Origin of the sequence: Micrococcus sp. Alg238-R198 (genome assembly GCF_900537135.1) — a bacterium.
Classification (GTDB): Bacteria; Actinomycetota; Actinomycetes; order Actinomycetales; family Micrococcaceae; genus Micrococcus; species Micrococcus luteus.
This window is the reverse complement of sequence record NZ_UNRH01000004.1, coordinates 152,142-171,551: the sequence shown is the minus strand read 5'-3', so window position 1 is coordinate 171,551 and position 19,410 is coordinate 152,142. Positions and strand designations below refer to the sequence as shown.

The 19,410-nt window shown below is 74.3% G+C and carries 16 protein-coding genes and 1 pseudogene; 11 read left to right on the top strand and 6 right to left on the bottom strand.

Features of this window, described 5'->3' with window-relative positions:
* The first annotated feature begins 139 nt into the window (after positions 1 to 139).
* From purS to G6R13_RS05800, 4 genes are all read left to right on the top strand, one after another.
* Positions 140 to 406 (top strand): phosphoribosylformylglycinamidine synthase subunit PurS, encoded by a 267-nt coding sequence (gene purS, locus G6R13_RS05815; RefSeq protein WP_002856633.1) that lies wholly within the window; start codon positions 140 to 142, stop codon positions 404 to 406.
* Entirely contained in the window at positions 403 to 1,197 is a 795-nt protein-coding gene (gene purQ / locus G6R13_RS05810) for a phosphoribosylformylglycinamidine synthase subunit PurQ (protein WP_020621441.1), read from the top strand. Before purS ends, purQ begins: the two co-directional genes overlap by 4 nt.
* Positions 1,194 to 3,500, top strand: a complete 2,307-nt coding sequence (gene purL, locus G6R13_RS05805; protein ID WP_020621440.1) for a phosphoribosylformylglycinamidine synthase subunit PurL — start codon at positions 1,194 to 1,196, stop codon at positions 3,498 to 3,500. The genes purQ and purL overlap by 4 nt, the downstream gene beginning before the upstream one ends.
* Before the next feature lie 237 nt (positions 3,501 to 3,737).
* On the top strand, positions 3,738 to 4,118 hold the full coding sequence (locus G6R13_RS05800) for a YtxH domain-containing protein (RefSeq protein WP_163721208.1): 381 nt from the start codon (positions 3,738 to 3,740) through the stop codon (positions 4,116 to 4,118).
* Positions 4,119 to 4,181: 63 nt separating this feature from the next.
* Here the strand turns inward: G6R13_RS05800 and G6R13_RS05795 are convergent, their stop codons facing one another.
* Genes G6R13_RS05795 through G6R13_RS05785 form a run of 3 tightly spaced genes read right to left on the bottom strand, consistent with a single transcriptional unit; the run spans position 4,182 to position 7,115 of the window.
* Positions 4,182 to 4,928, bottom strand: a complete 747-nt coding sequence (locus G6R13_RS05795; protein ID WP_020621438.1) for a hypothetical protein — start codon at positions 4,926 to 4,928, stop codon at positions 4,182 to 4,184.
* Positions 4,925 to 5,635, bottom strand: a complete 711-nt coding sequence (locus G6R13_RS05790; RefSeq protein WP_205805017.1) for a Tat (twin-arginine translocation) pathway signal sequence — start codon at positions 5,633 to 5,635, stop codon at positions 4,925 to 4,927. Before G6R13_RS05790 ends, G6R13_RS05795 begins: the two co-directional genes overlap by 4 nt.
* A 58-nt stretch (positions 5,636 to 5,693) precedes the next feature.
* A complete protein-coding gene (locus G6R13_RS05785) occupies positions 5,694 to 7,115 on the bottom strand; it encodes an LLM class flavin-dependent oxidoreductase (RefSeq protein WP_163721206.1) in 1,422 nt (473 codons plus the stop codon).
* A gap of 268 nt (positions 7,116 to 7,383) precedes the next feature.
* On the opposite strand from G6R13_RS05785, the gene G6R13_RS05780 reads away from it, so the two are divergent.
* Positions 7,384 to 8,208, top strand: coding sequence for an ABC transporter permease (locus tag G6R13_RS05780; protein ID WP_073116410.1), 825 nt, complete (start codon positions 7,384 to 7,386; stop codon positions 8,206 to 8,208).
* A 31-nt stretch (positions 8,209 to 8,239) separates the two neighbouring features.
* Here the strand turns inward: G6R13_RS05780 and G6R13_RS05775 are convergent, their stop codons facing one another.
* Entirely contained in the window at positions 8,240 to 9,496 is a 1,257-nt protein-coding gene (locus G6R13_RS05775) for an acyl-CoA dehydrogenase (protein WP_163721204.1), read from the bottom strand.
* A gap of 210 nt (positions 9,497 to 9,706) precedes the next feature.
* Here G6R13_RS05775 and acs point away from each other — a divergent pair, with 210 nt between their 5' ends.
* Positions 9,707 to 11,911: an acetate--CoA ligase gene (gene acs, locus G6R13_RS05770; RefSeq protein ID WP_163721202.1), complete on the top strand. Its 2,205-nt coding sequence runs from the start codon at positions 9,707 to 9,709 to the stop codon at positions 11,909 to 11,911.
* On the opposite strand, the gene G6R13_RS05765 is transcribed toward acs, so the two are convergent.
* Both G6R13_RS05765 and G6R13_RS05760 read right to left on the bottom strand, forming a co-directional pair.
* On the bottom strand, positions 11,860 to 13,149 hold the full coding sequence (locus G6R13_RS05765) for a M20 family metallopeptidase (RefSeq protein WP_044658670.1): 1,290 nt from the start codon (positions 13,147 to 13,149) through the stop codon (positions 11,860 to 11,862). The genes acs and G6R13_RS05765 overlap by 52 nt on opposite strands.
* A 200-nt stretch (positions 13,150 to 13,349) precedes the next feature.
* Positions 13,350 to 14,225 (bottom strand): annotated as a pseudogene (locus G6R13_RS05760) (siderophore-interacting protein); the annotation flags it as partial.
* 202 nt (positions 14,226 to 14,427) lie between these two features.
* Here G6R13_RS05760 and G6R13_RS05755 point away from each other — a divergent pair.
* The 5 genes from G6R13_RS05755 (at position 14,428) to G6R13_RS05735 (ending at position 19,407) form a co-directional block, all read left to right on the top strand.
* Complete coding sequence (locus G6R13_RS05755) at positions 14,428 to 15,312, top strand: EamA family transporter (RefSeq protein ID WP_119217588.1); 885 nt, start codon at positions 14,428 to 14,430, stop codon at positions 15,310 to 15,312.
* Between the two features lie 9 nt (positions 15,313 to 15,321).
* Complete coding sequence (locus G6R13_RS05750) at positions 15,322 to 16,128, top strand: DUF1648 domain-containing protein (RefSeq protein ID WP_119217589.1); 807 nt, start codon at positions 15,322 to 15,324, stop codon at positions 16,126 to 16,128.
* Between the two features lie 8 nt (positions 16,129 to 16,136).
* Positions 16,137 to 16,673, top strand: coding sequence for a metallophosphoesterase (locus G6R13_RS05745; protein ID WP_095695243.1), 537 nt, complete (start codon positions 16,137 to 16,139; stop codon positions 16,671 to 16,673).
* Positions 16,674 to 16,882: 209 nt separating this feature from the next.
* Entirely contained in the window at positions 16,883 to 17,872 is a 990-nt protein-coding gene (locus tag G6R13_RS05740) for a hypothetical protein (RefSeq protein ID WP_240335709.1), read from the top strand.
* Positions 17,873 to 18,036: 164 nt separating this feature from the next.
* Positions 18,037 to 19,407, top strand: a complete 1,371-nt coding sequence (locus G6R13_RS05735; RefSeq protein ID WP_036315810.1) for an O-acetylhomoserine aminocarboxypropyltransferase/cysteine synthase family protein — start codon at positions 18,037 to 18,039, stop codon at positions 19,405 to 19,407.
* Positions 19,408 to 19,410 lie beyond the last annotated feature (3 nt).

Genomic DNA, 19,410 nt, shown 5'->3' with positions numbered 1-19,410 from the left:
CCCCCATCACACCCACGATTCCGCGTCCGGGCGGCCGAGTAGACTGGACGGGCAAGCACGCGGAGCGCCCCGGGCCGGGCGTGAGACGGCATCACACCCTCCTGCTCCGCGGCATCGTCCCGCACCCAGGAGCGTGTTCATGCCCATCATCGTCGTCGACGTCATGCCCAAGCCCGAGATCCTCGATCCGCAGGGCAAGGCGATCAACGGGGCCCTGCCCCGCCTCGGCTTCACCGAGTTCAGCCAGGTCCGCCAGGGCAAGCGCTTCGAGCTCACCGTGGAGGGCGAGGTCACCGACGAGATCCTCGCCCAGGCGCGCACGGCCGCCGAGGAGATGCTGTCCAACCCCGTCATCGAGGACGTCGTGAACGTGGCCGTCCTGGACGAGGCCGAGGGCGCCCGATGACCGAGCTCCCCCTCATCGGCGACTACTCGACGCCGACGACGCCGCTCAGCGGCGCGCGCATCGGCGTCATCACCTTCCCCGGCACCCTGGACGACGTGGACGCGCTGCGCGCCGTCCGCCTCGCCGGCGCCGAGCCCGTCTCCCTGTGGCACGCCGACGCGGACCCGCAGCGGACGCTCGCCGGCGTGGACGCCGTCGTGATCCCGGGCGGCTTCTCCTACGGCGACTACCTGCGCGCCGGCGCGATCGCGCGCTTCGCCCCCATGATGGACGCGGTGGCGACGGCGGCCGGCGGCCCCGAGGGCGACGCGGACGGCCTGCCGGTGCTCGGCATCTGCAACGGCTTCCAGATCCTCACCGAGTCGCATCTGCTGCCGGGTTCGATGGTCAAGAACGACCACCTGCACTTCATCTGCCGCGACCAGGAGCTGGTCGTGGAGAGCACGGACACCGTGTGGACCCGCGACTTCGAGCAGGGCCAGACCATCACCGTGCCCCTGAAGAACCAGGACGGCCAGTACGTGGCGGACGAGACGACCCTCGACGCCCTCGAGGCCGAGGGCCGCGTGGTGTTCCGCTATCAGGGCTGGAACCCGAACGGCTCGCGCCGGGACATCGCGGGCATCGCGAACCCGGCCGGCAACGTCGTCGGTCTGATGCCGCACCCGGAGCACGCCGTGGAGCCGGGCTTCGGCCCGGACACCGCCGCCGGCCCCCGCTCCGGCGTGGACGGCCTCGGCTTCTTCACCTCCGTCCTGACCACCCTCGCCAGCCGTGGAGGCCATGCATGAGCCAGCAGTTCAACATCGAGACGGTCGCGGACGCCCAGGCGACGCCGGACGTCGAGCAGCCCTGGGCCGAGCTGGGCCTGAAGGAGAACGAGTACGCCGAGATCAAGAAGATCCTCGGCCGCCGACCCACCGCCGCCGAGCTGGCCATGTACTCGGTCATGTGGTCCGAGCACTGCTCGTACAAGTCCTCGAAGGTGCACCTGCGCCAGTTCGGCGAGAAGCTCACCGACGAGATGAAGCAGCACATGATGGTGGGCATCGGCGAGAACGCCGGCGTGACCGACCTCGGTGACGGCTGGGCCGTGACGTTCAAGGTCGAGTCCCACAACTCGCCCTCCTACGTGGAGCCCTATCAGGGCGCGGCCACGGGCATCGGCGGCATCGTGCGCGACATCATCTCCATGGGCGCCCGCCCGGTGGCCGTGATGGACCCGCTGCGCTTCGGCGCGATCGACCACCCGGACACCGCCCGCGTGTTCCACGGCGTGGTGGCCGGCATCGGCGGCTACGGCAACTCCCTGGGCCTGCCGAACATCGGCGGCGAGACCCGCTTCGACCCGATCTACCAGGGCAACCCGCTCGTCAACGCCCTCGCCGTGGGCGTGCTCAAGCACGAGGACCTGCGTCTGGCCAACGCCTCCGGCGTGGGCAACAAGGTGGTTCTGTTCGGCGCCCGCACCGGCGGTGACGGAATCGGCGGCGCCTCCGTGCTGGCCTCCGAGTCCTTCGACGGCGACGGCAAGCCCGCCAAGCGCCCCTCGGTGCAGGTCGGGGACCCCTTCTCCGAGAAGGTGCTCATCGAGTGCTGCCTCGAGCTGTTCCGCGACTCCCTCGTCGAAGGCATCCAGGACCTCGGCGCCGCCGGCATCTCCTGCGCCACCTCCGAGCTCGCCTCCAACGGCGAGGGCGGCATGCGCGTGGAGCTGACCGACGTGCTGCTGCGCGACTCCACGCTGACCCCGGGCGAGATCCTCATGTCCGAGTCGCAGGAGCGCATGATGGCCGTGGTGACGCCGGAGAACGTCGCCGCGTTCGAGGCCGTCATGGCCAAGTGGGACGTCGAGTACTCCTGGCTGGGCGAGGTCACCGGCGACGGCCGCCTGATCATCACCTGGGACGGCGAGGTCATCGTCGACGTGGACCCGCGCACCGTGGCCCACGACGGCCCGGTCTACGAGCGCCCGTACGCGCGTCCGGCCTGGCAGGACGAGCTCCAGGCGGACACGTTCCGCTCCTCCGAGGCCGGTCAGGACCTGCCCGCCACGGGCGAGGAGCTGCGCGCCGCCGTCGTGGAGCTGATGAGCTCCCCGAACCTGGCGGACACCTCTTGGATCACCCGCCAGTACGACCGCTACGTCCGCGGCAACACCGCCCTGGCGGCCCCGGACGACGCGGGCGTGGTGCGCGTGGACGAGGAGACCGGCATGGGCGTGGCCCTGGCCACGGACTGCAACGACCGGTTCACCTACCTGGACCCGTACACGGGCGCGCAGGCCTCCCTGGCCGAGGCGTACCGCAACGTCACCACCGCCGGGGCCGTGCCCCTGGCCGTCTCCGACTGCCTGAACTTCGGCTCCCCCGAGGACCCGGACGTGATGTGGCAGTTCGCGGAGGCCGTGCGCGGCCTGGCGGACGGCTGCCAGACCCTCGGCATCCCGGTGACTGGCGGCAACGTGTCCCTGTACAACCAGACGGGCAGCACCCCGATCCACCCCACCCCCACGGTGGCGGTGCTCGGCCAGCTCGACGACGTCCTGCGCCGCACCGCGTCCGGCTTCGCCCCGGACGCGGACGGTCAGGCGATCTACCTGCTAGGCGAGACCGGGGACGAGCTGGACGGCTCCGAGTTCGCGCGCCTGCGCGGCCACCTCGGCGGCCTGCCCCCGAAGGTCGACCTGAAGAAGGAGCGCCTGCTCGGCGAGCTGCTGGTCAACATGTCCCGGGACGGCATGATCGACGCCGCCCACGACGTCTCCGGCGGCGGCCTCGCGGCCACCCTGTCCGAGATGGTGCTGCGCTTCGGCGTGGGCGCCCGCGTGGTGCTGGACGAGGTGCTGCGCCGCGACGGCGTGGACCTGTTCACCGCACTGTTCTCCGAGACGCAGGCGCGCGCCGTCGTGGCCGTGCCCCGCACCGAGGAGGTCCGGTTCACCGACATGACCACGGCCCGCGGCTACGCGGCCGTGCGCATCGGCGTGGTGGACGCCGACTCCGCGGCCCTCGAGGTCCAGGACGCCTTCACCCTGCCGATCACGGAGCTGCGCGAGGCCTGGGAGGCCACCCTGCCGAAGCACTTCGGCTGACCCCGTGGCCCCACGGGCCCCGGCACGACGACGGCCGCTCACCCCCGGGGGTGAGCGGCCGTCGTCGTGGGACGGGACGGCGGGGACGAACGCCCCCCGACCCTCGCACGGCCGTGCGCCTCAACCGTTGACGCGGCGGGCTCCGGTGACCAGAGTGATCTCAGGACAGCGCGCCAGCGCGCCGCCCGGCCCGTCCAAGAGGGTCGACGCGGTCCCGACACACGAAGGAGACCACCCATGCGCCTCATCACCCTGGGCCTCGGCGCCGCACTCGGCTACCTGCTCGGCTCCGCCGAGGGCCGCAAGAACCTCGAGAAGATGACCCAGAACGCCCAGAAGCTCTGGAACGACCCCAATACCCAGGAGAAGGTCGGCCAGGTCCAGGAGACCGCCCAGCAGAAGTTCGCTGAGGTGAAGAAGTCCGATCCGGTGCAGAAGGCCACGACGAAGGTGGAGGATGCCATGCAGGGCAACGACAAGAAGAACGACGTCCGCGACGACCGCGTGACCGAGTCCAACAACGACAACATCACCTCGGCGGCCCGCCACGGTGCCGAGCCGGACACCATCTCGGACCCGTCCACCCCGCTGGGTGACGAGGGTCCGCTGACGCGCTGACCCGCGCAGACACGGCGGCCCGCCTCCCCTCGGGGAGGCGGGCCGCCGTCGTCGTGGGCCGGGTCAGCCGTCCTGCTTCAGGACCTCGTCGGCCGGCGGGGCCTGCACCGGATCCACCTCGCCCATCTCGGAGAGGGTCACCACGGCCTTCGTGCCGGCGGACTCGGTCTCCACGGTGAGCAGGCGGCCGTCCTCCTTGGACACCGTGAACGCGGTCAGCGCCACGCCCTCCTGCGGGCCCGAGACGGGCTCGTCCAGCACGTAGCGGATCGCGTCCTGACCGCTGCGGCGGATGCCGTCCGCGTCCGCCTCGACGTCGTCCAGGCCGCCCGACTCCGGCAGGGAGCCCAGCAGCGAGCTCACCATCGCGCCCATGCCGGTGGCGCGGGGATCGCTCTCGTACGGGGTGGCGGTCCAGCGCTCCACATAGGCGGGGCGGTCCTCGCCGCTCGCGCCGGCGCGCTCCACCGTGAATCGGGAGTACGCGGTGCCGTCCACGATCCGGGACTCGTCCCGGGTGATCAGGCCGTCGTCCTGGTACACGGACACGTACCGCATGGACGAGCCGTCCACGGGACCGGAGATGTCCACCGAGTCCGGGACCGCGCGGCCGTTGGTCGGGGCCTCGGACCGCAGCTCGGTGACCATGCGGACGGAGTCGGCCTCCTCGAGCTGGGTGCGGGCGCGGTCCCAGGCGCCGGGGGCGTCGTCGCCCGAGGCGCAGCCGGTCAGCAGCAGGGCGGCCGCCCCGACGGCGGCGAGGGACAGGCCGCGGCGGGTGCGGCGGGTCTGGGTCTGGCGCTGCCTCACTCGGCCACCTCCTCCGGCGCCTCGGCCGGCTCGATCTGGTTCCAGTCGCTCAGGGCGTACTGCTGGGTGGCCCGGCCGTCGTCGACGGTGAGCGCGACCAGCTCGCCGTCGTCGTCCACCGTGAAGGAGTGCACCCGGGTGGCGTCGCCCTCGGCCATTGCGGCGTCGGCGACCTCCTCGGGCACGGCATAGCGGTAGGCCGTGCCGCCGTCCCAGTCGACCTCCTCGGCGCGCACCTGGGCGCCGTCGAGGGCGTCCGCCGCGGGGAGGCCCACCTGGTCGAGGAGGGACTTCAGGGGCGGCTCCTGCCCCTCGCCGGCCGAGACACGGCGCCACTGTGGGTCGGAGTACATCATCTGGACGTCGTCCGGGACGTCGGACCCGTCCACGTCGACCCGCACGAACACGTCCTCGCCGACCTGGCGCGACTCCATGGTGATGTGCGAGTCGCGGCCGACCTGCATGACGCCCTTCGACTCGGCGTCGCCGCCGTCGAGCCGGCCGGCGATGTCCCAGCGGACCGACTGCGGGCCCTGACGGCCGGTGGTGTAGGCGGTCTCGAGTCGGACGGTCTCGGCCTCGTCCAACTGGGTGCGGGCCTGATGCCAGGCCTCCCCCGCCGACTGCGGCTCGGATGCGCACCCGGCCAAGGCCAGGGCGCCCACGACGCCGAGCCCGGCCGCGCGGACGGCACGTCTGCGCTGCATGTTCTCCTCCTGGGGCTGCTGCCGGCCGAGGCAGGGCGCCGCGGCCACTGGCGTCACCCTACCGGCGGCGCAGGGCGAAGGATGCGCCGTGGTGGTTCTGCGGCAGGTGGTCGCCGCGGCCGAAGAGCTTGTGGCGCAGCGTGCCGTCCGTGTACGCGGTCTTGTAGCGGCCGAGCTTCTGCAGCTCCGGCACCACGAACTCCACGACGTCCTCGAAGGTGCCCGGGGTGATGTGGTAGGCGAGGTTGAAGCCGTCCACGTCGGTCTCGTCGGCCCACTCGACGAGCTGGCGGGCCGCGGACTCGCCGCCGCCCACGATCACGGGGCCGAAGCCGCCGATGCCCACCCACTCGGCGAGCTTGCGCACGGTCCACTCCTCGTCCGTTCCGGAGGCCTTCTGGAAGGTCTCCACGGTGGACTGGATGGCGTTCGACTTCACGTCCCCGATCGGCTCGTCCAGGTCGTACTGGGACAGGTCGATGCCCATCCAGCCGGACATGAGCACGAGGCCGCCCAGCGGGTCCACATACTGCGCCAGGTCGTTGTACTTGGCCCGCGCGTCCTCGTCGGTGGCCCCGGTGACGATCGTCTGCATCGCGAAGATCTTCACGTCGTACGGGTCACGGCCGGCGTCCACCAGGGACTGGCGGATCTTCTTCACGGTGGCGGCCGCCAGCTCCTTCGTGGGGGAGTTGATGAACACGGCCTCGGCGTGCTTGCCGGCGAAGGCGCGGCCGCGCGTCGAGGCGCCGGCCTGGTAGATCACGGGGGTGCGCTGCACGGACGGCTCGGTGACGGCGTGGCCGGGCACGGTGAAGTACCGGCCCTCGTGGGCGATGTCGTGGACCTTGGCCGGGTCCGCGAACACGCCGGACTCCTTGTCGTAGACGACGGCGTCGTCCTCCCACGAGCCCTCGAGGAGCTTGTAGACGACGTCGAGGTACTCGTCGGCGTGCTCGTAGCGCTCGTCGTGCTCCATCTGGTCGTCCTGGCCCATGTTCTGGGCGGCGGAGGGCAGGTAACCGGTGACCACGTTCCAGCCCACGCGGCCGCCCGTGAGGTGGTCGAGCGTGGCGAGGCGGCGGGCGAACGGGTAGGGGTGCTCGTAGGCGGTGCCGGCGGTGACGCCGAAGCCGAGGTGCTCGGTGACCGCGGCCATCGCGGAGACGAGCAGGAACGGGTCGTTCACGGGGGTCTGCGCGCCGGTCCTGATGGCGGCCTCGGAGGTGCCGCCGTACACGGAGTACGGGCCGAGGACGTCGGCGATGAACAGGCCGTCGAACAGGCCCTTCTCCAGCGTCTGCGCCAGGTGCGTCCAGTAGCCCAGGGTGTTGTAGTCGCGGGCGTGGTCGTCGGGGTGACGCCAGAGCCCCGGGGACTGGTGGGCGACGCAGTTCATGTCGAATGCGTTGAAGAGGATCTCGCGGTGCTCGTCCGGGCGGGTGGGTGCTCCGGCCCCGGCGTTCTCGGCGGTGCTCATGGGTCTCCTTTCCAGGGCCGCCCGGTCGCAGGGGCGCGGCCGGGCGGGCGACGGTCCCGCACCATGCAACGCCGACGCGGCCGGCGGTGGAAGTGGGTCCGGCCCAGGGGTTCATGACGGCCCCGCCGGGCCCGGCCACGCGTCCGGCGCCCGGTTCGTGACATGCCCTGACCATGACGGAGGACACGTCCGTGGGTGGCGGCCCTGCGGCGACTCAGCGGCACCCCAGCGCTGAGCCAGCGGCGCACCAGCGCTGAGCCAGAGAAATCTGCTGCATCCACCCCGCGGAGACGACCGAAACGTCTGGCTCAGCGCTGGCCCAGCCCGGCCCCGGGTGCTGGACCGGCCCGGCACGCGGGCGGCGGTGGGCCTGGCCGCGCCCGCCGTCCTCCTGGTGCTGTGGTGGGCGGTGACGGCCGCCGGGCTGCTCTCCGCGGTGCAGCTGCCCTCCCCCGGCGCGGTGCTGAGCGCCGGCGTCAACCTGCTGGAGCGGGGCGACCTGTGGCTGCACGTGGGGATCTCCACCCAGCGCGTGCTGTTGGGCTTCCTGCTCGGCGCCGCACTCGGGCTGGCCGTGGGGTCCGCGCTCGGGCTGTCCCGGTGGGCGGACGCGCTGTTCGCCCCGCTGATCGGGGCGCTGCGCGCGGTGCCCTCGCTGGCCTGGGTGCCGCTGCTGATCCTCTGGATGCAGATCGGCGAGGAGTCCAAGGTCACCCTCATCGCGATCGGCGCGTTCTTCCCGGTGTTCACCACCGTCTACGCCGCCCTGCGCCACGTGGACCCGCACCTGGTGGAGGCCGGTCGGGCCTTCGGCTACCACGGGCTGTCCCTGCTGCGGACGGTGCAGCTGCCCGCCGTGGTGCCGGCCGTGTTCTCCGGCCTGCGGCTGGCCCTGGCCCAGGCCTGGCTGTTCCTGGTGGCCGCGGAGCTGATCGCCTCCTCGATGGGCCTGGGCTTCCTGCTCACCGACTCGCAGAACAACGGAAGCACGGACCGCCTGATCCTGGCGATCATCCTGCTCGCCGTGCTCGGCAAGCTCACCGACTGGCTGCTCGGCCTGCTGGAGCGCCGGGCCCTGCGCCGCTGGGCCTGAGCCCGGCACGTCCGGCCGCCCGGTCGTCGGGTCAGTCCCCCTCGGGGACCTCGCCGGCCGACGTGTAGGCGGTCGGCGGGGTGCCGTTCACGAGCCAGTCGCCGGCCATGCGCACCTTGAACGCCGCCGGGTCGTGGGTGGCGAGGGTGCGGGCGTTGCGCCAGTGCCGGTCGAGCCGCAGCGTGGCCGACGTCGCCGACGCGCCGAGCGTGTCGAAGATGCGGGTGCACACCTCGAGGACGGCCTCCGGCACCACGGCCTGGGCCCGGTACGCGGCCGCCATCGCCTCGGCGGACGCCGCCACGACGTCGGCCTCCGCCGGGCCGGCCCCGTCGGCGCCGTCCTGCCCCTCGTCGAGCAGCCGCCCGATCTCGCGCACCATCAGCTCGGCCGCGGCCTGCCGCCCGGCCAGCTGCCCCATGATCTCGAGGAGCTGCGGGTCGTCCTTGGGCAGCGCGGCCGTGCCGGTGTTGAAGGTGCGGCGCCGCTGCCGCAGCAGCTGCGTGCCCTCCGTGAGCGCCGCCCGACCGATCCCGGCCTGCAGCGCCAGCAGGGTCGCCTCCATGAGCACGGGCACCGGTCCGTCCTGCCGCGGCACCTCGAGCAGCTCCTCGGCCGCGGCGTCGTCGAGCACCACGGACCCGGTGGCGGTCAGGCGCTGGCCGAACCCGTCCCAGTCGTCCTTGATGCCCACGCGCGGCTGACGCACGCGCACGACGGCGACGGCCCGGTCCGGCTCGCGGACCGCGCCCCCGGCCCGCTTGGAGTTCCGGCGGGAGACGAGGTCCGCCCCCTCGATGCCCACGGTCGCGGCGGTCCACGTCGCGAAGGCCGAGCCGGTCGCGTAGTACTTCTGCCCCCGCACGACCCAGGTGCCGCCCTCGTCCCGGCTGGCCAGGGTGGCGGCGCGGCCCGGCGCGGCCCCGCCGGCGCGTTCGGCCAGGGCGGAGCCGGCCCAGTCCCCCGCGACGATGTGCCGCAGCCACCGGTCCCGGCGGGCGGGCGCCTGGTCCATGGCCGTGGCGATGAACACGAGGTGGGAGCGCCAGACGTGCGCGGTGTTCACGTCCCGGGCGGCCAGGTCCATGAGCAGGCGCAGCACGGTCTCGCTGCCGCCGCCCTCGCCGCCCGCGTCCACGGGGACGCCGACCTTGCCGAACCCGGCGGCCTGCAGCTCCCCGAGGGCGGCGAACGGCAGGTGCCGACCCGCCTCGCGGGCCCGCTCGCCGTGGGCGACGGAGTCGAAGGCGTCGGCGTACCGGGCGGCGAGGGTGGCGTAGGTGGTCATGGCCCTACTCTGACACGCGCGGGCGGGCCGGCGGCCGGGGCGACCCGGCCGTGGGACGGGGTCCACACCGGCCGCCGTCGCCCTGGCCCGCGCCGGACGCCCGCGGGGCCCCGGCGGGCCGAGCATGACCGCCGGTGACGACGGCGGGCGCGGCGCCGTCGTCGGCGTCCCTACCCTGGTCGGACCCGCCGACCAGGAGGACCGCCGCCCATGACGCCCACCGAGGACCCCGCCCGCCCCGACCCGGCCGAGGAGGGCGCCTCCGGGACCGTCCGCGGACCGAACGACGGCGTGCCCGCCGCGGCCCTCGCGACGCTGCCCGGCCCCCTGCCGCAGGCGCTCGTCGACGCCGCCGACCCGGACGTCCACCCCGGCCGCCCGGCGGACCGGCTGCACGGCGGGCGCGGCGACGGCCGTCCGGTGGCCGAGGCGGACCGGCTCGCGTTCTGGGAGGCGGCCGGCCGACGTCTGAGCTGGGAGCGACCCTTCACCCGGACGCACTCCCTCACCGCCCCGGACCCGGCCGCCGAGCGCGGCCCGGAGATCCGCTGGTACGAGGACGGCACCCTGAACGTGGCCGTGAACTGCGTGGACCGGCACGTGGCGGCGGGGCGCGAGGAGAAGGTCGCCCTGTACTTCGAGGGCGAGCCCGGCGACCGCCGCGCCGTCACCTACGCGCAGCTGCAGCGCGAGGTCGCCCAGGCCGCGAACGCCCTCGAGGAGCTGGGCATCGGGGCGGGCGACCGCGTCGTCGTGTACCTGCCCGTGCTCGTCGAGACGATCGTCATCACGCTGGCGTGCGCGCGGATCGGCGCCGTGCACTCGCTCGTGTTCGGCGGGTTCTCGGCGGAGGCGCTGCGGTTCCGCGTGGAGGACACGGGCGCCAAGCTGCTCGTCACCACCGACGGCCAGTTCCGCCGCGGCACCGCCGTCCCCGTGAAGGCCAACGCGGACGAGGCCGTGTCCGGGGACAACGCGATCGAGCACGTCCTCGTCCTGGACCGCACGGGCCACCGGGACATCCCGTGGACCGAGGGCCGGGACCTGTGGTGGCACGACGTCGTGGACCGCCAGCCGGACACCCACACCCCGCGCGCCTTCGACGCGGAGCACCCGCTGTTCATCATGTACACCTCCGGCACCACGGGACAGCCCAAGGGGCTCGTGCACACCTCCGGCGGGTACCTCGCCGCGGCCTCGTGGACACACGACTTCCTGTTCTCCCACCCGGACCCGGCACGGCGCGACGACGACGTCCACTGGTGCACCGCGGACCTGGCCTGGGTCACCGCGCACACCTACGAGATCTACGGTCCGCTCTCGAACGGGGTCACGCAGGTGATCTACGAGGGCGTGCCGAACGCCCCGCACCCGGGCCGGCACTTCGAGGTGATCGAGCGCTACCGGGTGACGAGCTACTACACGGCGCCCACCCTGATCCGCTCGCTCAAGGGCTGGCATCCGGACGGGATCCCGGCGCACGCGGACGGCGGCCCGGACCTGTCCTCGATCCGCCTGATCGGCACCGTGGGCGAGTCCGTGAACCCGGAGGCCTGGACGTGGGCGCGGACCCAGATCGGCCGGGACACCCCGGACCTGCCGATGGTGGACACGTGGTGGCAGTCCGAGACGGGCGCCACCGTGCTCTCCCCCCGCCCCACGGACACGGCCTTCAAGCCGGGCTGCGGCTCCCGGCCCCTGCCGGGGGTGGACGTGGCCGTGGTCGACGACGACGGCACCCCCACGCCCGAGGGCCTGCAGGGTCGGATCGTGGTCACCCGCACCTCGCCGTCGATGGCCCGGACCGTGTGGCAGAACCCGGCCCGCTACTTCCACTCGTACTGGGAGGACTACGCGGACCAGGGCGAGGCGGGCTGGTTCCTCGCCGGCGACGGCGCCAAGCGGGACGAGGACGGCGACGTCTGGATCCTCGGGCGCGTGGACGACGTCATCAACATCTCCGGGCACCGGCTGAGCACCATCGAGATCGAGTCCGCCCTCGTGGCGCACCCGGAGGTGATCGAGGCGGGGGTGTGCCCCGTGCCGCACGAGACCACCGGGCACGCGGCCGTCGCCTTCGTGGTGGCGCACGAGAGCTGGCTGGCCGGCGACGACGGCCCCGGCGCCTCCGCCGCCGACCGTGCCGAGGAGCTGCGGCGGCATGTGGGGCGGGTGATCGGGCCGGTGGCCAAGCCCGCCGAGGTGGTCTTCGTCCCCGACGTGCCCAAGACCCGTTCGGGCAAGATCATGCGGCGGCTGCTGACGCAGCTGCACCAGGGCACCGCGCTCGGAGACACCACGAGCCTGCAGAACGAGCCGTGCGTCGGGCAGATCGCCGAGGTGCTCCGGGCCGGCCGCCGCGCTCAGGACGCCGGCCCCGGCGCCGTCCGCAGCGCCAGCTCGGCCAGCACCTGAGCGGCCCGCGGCACCACGGCGTCGTCGAACACGGCCTGCGGGGAGTGGTTGACCGGGGCCTCGTCCGGGTCCATGCCCTCCGGGACCGCCCCGAGCAGGACGTAGGCGCCGGGCACCCGCTGGAGGACCTCGGAGAAGTCCTCGCTGCCGGGCTCGGGCTCGGGCAGCTCCCGGTAGGCGTCGGCCCCGTAGAGGTCCTCCACGACCCCGCGGACGAAGGCCACCGCGTCCGGATCGTTGGCCGTCACCGGGAACGCGCAGTCCGTCCGGACCTGCGCGCTCATGCCGTGCGCCGCGGCGATCCCATGCACCAGGCGCTCCACGGCCGAGAGCAGCCGGGCGCGGGCGTCCGCGGAGAAGGTCCGCAGGGTGAGGGCGAGGGTGGCGCTGTCCGGGATGATGTTGGCCGCCGTGCCCGCGCTCAGGTGCCCGACGGTCGCGACCACCGGGTCGAAGGCGTCGAACTGCCGGGTGACCACGGACTGCAGCGCCAGCACCATCTCGGCGGCCACGGGCACCGGATCCTGGGCCAGGTGCGGCACCGAGCCGTGCCCGCCTCGACCGTGCACCGTCACCACCAGGTCGTCGCAGCCGGCCTGGATCGCCCCCGGGCGGCTGAGCAGGACGCCGCGCGGGTACGTGCCCGAGGAGACATGGATCGCGTAGGCGGCGTCCACCGGTCGCCCGGCCGCCTCCAGCAGCCCCTCCTGGATCATGTGCAGGGCGCCGCCGCCGGTCTCCTCCCCGGGCTGGAACATGGCCACCACGTCGGCGGTGAGCTCCCCGCGACGGCGCACCAGCCACGCCAGCGCGCCGTAGAGGCCGGCGGTGTGCAGGTCGTGGCCGCAGGCGTGCATGGTGCCCGGCACGGCGGGGGCGTACTCCAGCCCGGTCTCCTCCGTGACGGGCAGGGCGTCCATGTCCCCCCGCAGCAGCACGACCGGCCGCCGGGCCCCCTCCGGCAGCGGGGCCCCGCCGCGCAACACCACGACGACGGAGCTCAGCGCCCGGCCCACGCTCGTCTCCAGCGCGGGGCGACCGGTGGCGGCATCCTCCCCCGCCTCAGCGCGCAGGGCCTCAAGCCGCTCGAGGACGGCGGCCTGGGTGCGGGGCAGGTGCAGGTCCAGCTCCGGATGTCCGTGGAGGAGGCGGCGGAAGGCGATCGCCTCCCGGGCGATGTCCTCCGGCAGGTCCGGGGCGAGGGCGTTCGCGGGCGGGGTGGGGGCGGTGCGGTCCATCAAGACATCATGCCGTGGCGGCCCGCCGGCCCACCCGGATCGCGCAGCGGGTCAGCCGGCCAGCTCCTGCAGCTCGGGCAGGTCGAAGACGTCCTCCGAGGCGGGGGCCTCGTGCGCCTCGACCGCGTTCCACTCGGTGAAGGTGGCGTCCGCGGCGGGCCGGAGGCGCAGCCGCGGATGTGCCGAACCTGTGCGGGTCGGCCGCCGGTGGCGCCGTCCTCGAAGATCTGCCCCACCGGGGTCTGCTTCTCCGCCTGGAACACATCCTCGGCACGGCCGTAGGCCCAGTACGCGCTCACCGACAGCTGTCGCCGGTCCACGCCGCGCACGTCCGTGAGGTACGCCCGGACGCGCTTGACCTGCTCCCGCTCGCCGTGCACGAACGCGTGCACCCGTCCGTCCCGCCACGCCGCGCCCCCGACGGCGGCGGCGAACCTCGTCGTCTCCGGGGTGAAGGGGCCGCCGCGGTGCAGCCAGCGCACCTCGACGCCGGCCGGCGCGGTCAGGGGCACCTCGTCCCCGGCGTCGGTCACCTCGATCAGCGCGACGCCGGCCGCCGCGGCGTCCGTGGCGGCGAGGTCCTCGAGGGCGGCGGCGATCGCCGGCAGCGCGGCCTCGTCGCCGGCGAGCAGGTGCCAGTCGGCGGTGGGGTCGGGCCGGTAGGCGCCGCCGGGACCCAGGAACGCGACCTGCTGCCCCACCGGCTCGGACGCCGCCCACGCCCCGGCCAGGCCACCGTCGTGCCCGGGGGCGGCGCCGCCGTCGGACGCACCGTGGACCACGAAGTCGACATCCATGGTGCGGGCGGCCGCGTCCATGTGGCGCACCGTGTAGGTGCGGCGGACCGGCAGCTGCTCCGGGGCGAGGCGCTCGCGGAGGGCGTCCAGGTCGTACGGGGGCTCGAGGCCGAGCGCGGGGTCGGCGAAGAGCAGCTTCACGTACTGGTCCGTGGCGCCCTTCTCCGCCCAGCGGGCATGGACGGCGTCGAACTGCTCACCGCCGAGGGTCAGGCGCACGAGGTGCGGGGTGAGCCGGCGGGCGGCCACCACGGTGAGGACGGTCTGGGGCCGGGCCATGCGGGCCTCCTGGGGTCGGGGCGGGGTCTGCGCGGGTACGCGTCCCCCACTCTCCCACGACGAGACGGATTAGCGCACGTCAGCGTGACGTTTTCCCGTGGCGTCGGGGTCAGCGGAACCGGGCCCCCCGGTGGCCCTCCGGCAGCAGCGGTCCCGCGCCGGCCGGGGCCGGAATGGCGCGGCGCGCCCCTAGGCTGAGCCCGTGCGTCTCGTCCTGCTCGTCCTGCTCTCGCTGCTGAGCCAGCAGCTCGGCGCGTCCGTGGCGGGCCTGCTGTTCGACGACGTCGGCGCGTCCGCCATGGTCGCCCTGCGCGTGGTGTTCTCCGCGGCCGTGCTGCTGCTCGTCACCCGGCCGAGCCGCGCCGCCCTCGCCGGCCTGGGCCCCCGGGGGTGGGCCGCCGTCGTCGGGCTGGGCGCGGCCATGACCGGCATGAACCTGGCCATCTACGAGGCGTTCGCGCGGATCCCGCAGGGCGTGGCCGTGACGTTCGAGGTGCTCGGGCCGCTGGCGCTGTCCGTGGCGGCGAGGCCGTCGTGGCGGTCGGCGGCGTGGGCGGCCCTCGCGCTCGCCGGGATCGGGGTGCTCGGCCGGGAGGGGTTCAGCGCGGGCGGCGGGATCGGCGGGGCGGGACTGGACCCGGTGGGGGTGGCGCTCGCGCTGGCCGCGGCGGCGTGCTGGGCGGGGTACATCCTGCTCTCCCGGCGCGCGGGGACCCATCTGCCGGGGGTGCAGGGGCTGGCCCTGGCGACGGCGGCCGGGTCCCTCGTGGCGCTGCCGGTCGGCGTCGCGACGGCGGGGGCGGCCCTGCTCTCTCCCGTGGTGCTGGGCGTGGGGCTGGCCGTGGCGCTGCTGTCCACGGCGGTGCCGTACGGGATCGACCTGCAGGTGCTGCGCCGCATGCCGACCGCGCTGTTCTCCCTGCTGACGTGCCTGTCGCCGATCGCGGCGGCGCTGACCGCGTGGGCCGTGCGCGGGCAGGAGCTCACCCCGCTGGACCTGGCGGGGATGCTGCTGGTGATCGCGGCGTGCGCGGCCGCCGTCTGGACGAGCCGGTCACCGGGTGTGGCGGGCGGGGGCCGAGGCTAGCCTGGGTCGATGCCCCACCCGTCCCGTCCCACCCCCGACGACGTCCCCGCCGCCGAGCGCGCCGCCCTGCGCCGTGGCCGGCTGCGTCCGTGGCTGCCGTTCCTGCTCGCGGCCGTGCTGTGCCTGGCGCTGCTGGGGTGGGCCCTCGTCGCCCTGCCGGGCCTGCCGGAGCGCGTGCCCACGCACTGGGGCGTCGACGGGCGGCCGGATGCGTGGGAGGACACCTCGTTCGGCACGGTGGCGGCGGGGCCGCTGATCGGCCTCGGCATGACGGGTTTCCTGGCGCTGGTCTCCGCTATGGTCACCGCCCTCACCCCCACGGATCCGGGACTGTCCCCGTGGCGGCGCGTGCGCCAGGCGGGAGTGCACCGCGGGGTCCAGGAGTGCCTCGGGTGGTCGTGCGTGCTCATCGTGCTGGTGCTGGCCCCGACAACGGCCGAGGTGCTCGCCGCCGGGGCGTGGACGATGCCGTGGTGGATCCTGCCCCTCACGCTGACCGTGCTCATGGTGGGCGTCTTCCCGGCGATGCGGGCCAGCATGCGGCGGTGGACGCGCTGGTCGGACCGCGTCGCCGCGGCCCTCGGGCACCGGCCCACGGCCGCGGAACGCGCCGAGGACGAGGTGTGGACGCCCCTGGGGCTCAAGCGCGACCCCGAGGACCCGGCCGTCTTCCCCGCCAAACGCCCCGGCTACGGCGTGGGCGTGACGATCAACCTCGCCACGCCGGTGGGCCGGTGGCTGGTGCGCGGATTCGTGGCGGTGTTCATCATCGGCCTGCCGCTGGCGCTCTGGCTCGGCGCGTTCGCCGCGCGGTGAGGCGGACCGTGTCCGACGACGTCGCCGTCCGCCTGCTCCTGATCGCCGACACCCACATCCCGCGGCGTGCCCGCGCCCTGCCCGCGCAGGTGTGGGCCGGGGTGGCGCGGGCCGACGTCGTGCTCCACGCCGGCGACTGGGTGACCGAGGACGTGCTCGACGACCTCGACGCACGGGCCGCCCGGCTGGTGGGCGTGTGGGGCAACAACGACGGGCCGGGGCTGCGGGCGCGGCTGCCCGAGGTGGCGCGCGTGGAGATCGGCGGGGTGCGGATCGCGATGGTCCACGAGACGGGCCCGGCGGCCGGCCGCGAGCGCCGCATGGCCGCGGCGTTCCCGGACGCGGACGTGCTGGTGTTCGGGCACAGCCACATCCCGTGGGACACCGTGGCCGGGCCGGAGACCGCGAACCCGGGCCTGCGGCTGCTGAACCCCGGCTCCTGCACGGACCGGCGACGGCAGCCGGTGTGCACGCTCATGCGCGCGGTGGTGCGGGGCGGGCGGCTCGAGGACGTGGAGCTGGTGCCCGTGGACCGCACGCCGTGACCGACGGGCCGGCCGCTCCCCCCTGCAACGCTGGTTGAGTTATCACGGGTCCAGGCGGCTTGCACCCGTGATAACTCAACCCGCGTCGCGCCGGTGCCACCATGACCGGCGGGTCGGCCGCTCCTGCACAGCCACCACGACGACGGCGGCCCTCCCCAGGGCGCGTCGGTCCGGTCCGTCGCAGGGCCCGGGGGCGGCAGGCTCACCCCATGACCGCGCGCACGCCCCTGCCGTCCACCCTCGCCGCGGGCGCCTTCACGACGGCCGAGCTGCACGCCGCCGGCCTGCCGTGGCGCCGCACCCTCGCGGCAGACCTCGCCCGGATCTGCCGCGGCGTGCACACCGCGGGCGTCCCCGACCCGTGCGCCCCGGACGGCGCGGCCGCGCTGGTCCGCCTCACGGGCGGGGTGGTCTCCCACGTCTCTGCCGCCCTCTGGCACGGACTGCCGCTGCCGCCCCGCCTCACGCGGCCAGCCGGACTGCACCTGACCTTCGACCGGTCCGCGCGCACGCACCGGACCGACCTGGGCGGCGTCGTCAGCCACCGGGTGCGACTGCCCTCCGACCACGTGCTCGAGCTTCCCGACGGCCAGCGCGTCACGACGGCGGCGCGCACCTGGTTCGACCTCGCCGGGATGCTCCGCCCCCACGAGGTGGACTGGCTCATCGCGGCCGGCGACCACCTGGTGCGTCCGCCGTGGACGCCGACGGGCCGGGCGCACCCCGTGGCCACCGTGCCCGGGCTGTCGGAGGTGCTCGCCCGCTGCCGTGGCCGGCCGGGTGTCCGTCTCGCACGTGCCGCGCTGGCCGAGGTGCGCGTCGGGGCCGACTCCCCGCCCGAGACCTTCCTCCGGCTCGCGCTGATCCGGGCCGGGCTGCCGGAGCCGGAGCTGCAGGTCGCCGTCGACCCGGCCGACCCGGCCTCGCCCGTCGTGGACCTCGGGTACCGGGGGCGCGCCTGGCCCTCCAGTACGACGGCGCCGGCCACCGCACGGCTCAGCAGCAGGCGAGGGACGCCCGTCGGGACGCGTACTGCCTCGAGCGGGAATGGACGACCCTGCGCTGCACCTGGGAGGACCAGCGCGCTGGGTTCGGGCGGATCGTGGGGCTGGTCCGGCGTCGGCTCGCCCGCACGCGCTGATCCGCCCCCGCGGCCAACACGGGTTGAGTTGTCACGGGTCCCGTCCAACGCGGGTTGAGTTGTCACGGGTCCAGGCCCGCGTAACCGGTGATAACTCAACCCGCGTTGCACGGCACCGGCCGGCCCCGCGTGACGCTCTGCGACGCGCCCACCCTGCCCCCGGCGCACCTCGCCCGGGACAATGGGACGGACTGTCCCGAAGCCTCCATCGAAAGGACCCCCGTGGCTGACCACGAGTTCGGCTTCCGCACCCAGGCGCTGCACGCGGGCGCCGTCCCGGACGCCGTCCACGGCTCCCGCGCGGTGCCGATCCACCAGACCAGCTCCTTCGTGTTCGAGTCCGCCGAGGACGCCGCCAATCTCTTCGCGCTGCAGAAGTACGGCAACATCTACTCGCGGATCGGCAACCCCACGGTCGCCGCGTTCGAGGAGCGGGTCGCCACGCTCGAGGGCGGGATCGGGGCCGTCGCGACGGCGTCCGGCATGGCCGCCGAGTTCGTCACCTTCGCGGCCCTCGCCGGGGCCGGCGACCACATCGTGGCGTCCTCGAAGCTCTACGGCGGCACGATCACCCAGCTGGACGTCTCCCTGCGCCGGTTCGGCGTCGAGACCACGTTCGTGGACTCCGCCGAGGCCGCGGACTTCGAGGCCGCCCTCCAGCCCAACACCAAGGCCGTCTACACGGAGATCGTCGCCAACCCCTCCGGTGACGTCGTGGACCTGCCGGGCCTGGCCGACGTCGCCCACCGGCACGGCGTGCCGCTCGTCGTGGACGCGACCCTCACCCCGCCCTACCTGATCCGGCCGATCGAACACGGCGCGGACATCGTCATCCATTCGGCCACGAAGTTCCTCGGCGGGCAGGGCACCACGCTCGGCGGCGTCGTGGTGGAGTCCGGCCGCTTCCCGTGGGACAACGGCAAGTTCCCGTCCATGACCGAGCCCGTGCCCTCGTACGGCGGCGTCTCCTGGTGGGGCAACTTCGGCGAGTACGGTTTCCTCACCAAGCTCCGCTCGGAGCAGCTGCGCGACTTCGGCCCGTCGCTGGCCCCGCAGTCGGCGTTCCAGCTGCTGCTCGGCGTCGAGACGCTGGCCCCGCGCATGGACGCCCACCTGGCGAATGCGCAGGCCGTGGCGCAGTGGCTGGACGAGGACCCGCGCGTCTCCTGGGTCCGCTACGCCGGCCTGCCCGACCACCCGCACCACGCCCGCGCGCAGCAGCTGCTGCCCCGGGGCGTCGGCTCGGTGTTCAGCTTCGGCGTGGCCCCGGCAGCCACGGACACCGACGACGGCGCCTCCGGCCCGGAGGCCGGGCGCGCGACGGCGTCGCGCTTCATCTCCGCGCTGCAGCTGGCCTCCCACCTGGCCAACATCGGCGACGCGAAGACGCTGGTGCTGCACCCCGCCACGACGACCCATCAGCAGCTCACCGCCGAGCAGCTCGTGGCCGCGGGCATCCCGGCGGACCTCATCCGCATCTCGGTGGGCATCGAGGACCTCGAGGACATCCTCTGGGACCTGGACCAGGCCCTGACCGAGGCCACCGGCCGCGCCCGCGACGGCGCCGTCGTCCCCGCAGAGCAGGAGGCCTGAGCC

Coding starts and splice junctions, on each gene's coding strand:
- purS (WP_002856633.1), top strand. CDS start 140: ATGCCCATCATCGTCGTCGACGTCATGCCCAAGCCCGAGATCCTCGAT.
- purQ (WP_020621441.1), top strand. CDS start 403: ATGACCGAGCTCCCCCTCATCGGCGACTACTCGACGCCGACGACGCCG.
- purL (WP_020621440.1), top strand. CDS start 1,194: ATGAGCCAGCAGTTCAACATCGAGACGGTCGCGGACGCCCAGGCGACG.
- G6R13_RS05800 (WP_163721208.1), top strand. CDS start 3,738: ATGCGCCTCATCACCCTGGGCCTCGGCGCCGCACTCGGCTACCTGCTC.
- G6R13_RS05790 (WP_205805017.1), bottom strand. CDS start 5,635: ATGCAGCGCAGACGTGCCGTCCGCGCGGCCGGGCTCGGCGTCGTGGGC.
- G6R13_RS05785 (WP_163721206.1), bottom strand. CDS start 7,115: ATGAGCACCGCCGAGAACGCCGGGGCCGGAGCACCCACCCGCCCGGAC.
- G6R13_RS05775 (WP_163721204.1), bottom strand. CDS start 9,496: ATGACCACCTACGCCACCCTCGCCGCCCGGTACGCCGACGCCTTCGAC.
- acs (WP_163721202.1), top strand. CDS start 9,707: ATGACGCCCACCGAGGACCCCGCCCGCCCCGACCCGGCCGAGGAGGGC.
- G6R13_RS05765 (WP_044658670.1), bottom strand. CDS start 13,149: ATGGACCGCACCGCCCCCACCCCGCCCGCGAACGCCCTCGCCCCGGAC.
- G6R13_RS05750 (WP_119217589.1), top strand. CDS start 15,322: ATGCCCCACCCGTCCCGTCCCACCCCCGACGACGTCCCCGCCGCCGAG.
- G6R13_RS05740 (WP_240335709.1), top strand. CDS start 16,883: ATGACCGCGCGCACGCCCCTGCCGTCCACCCTCGCCGCGGGCGCCTTC.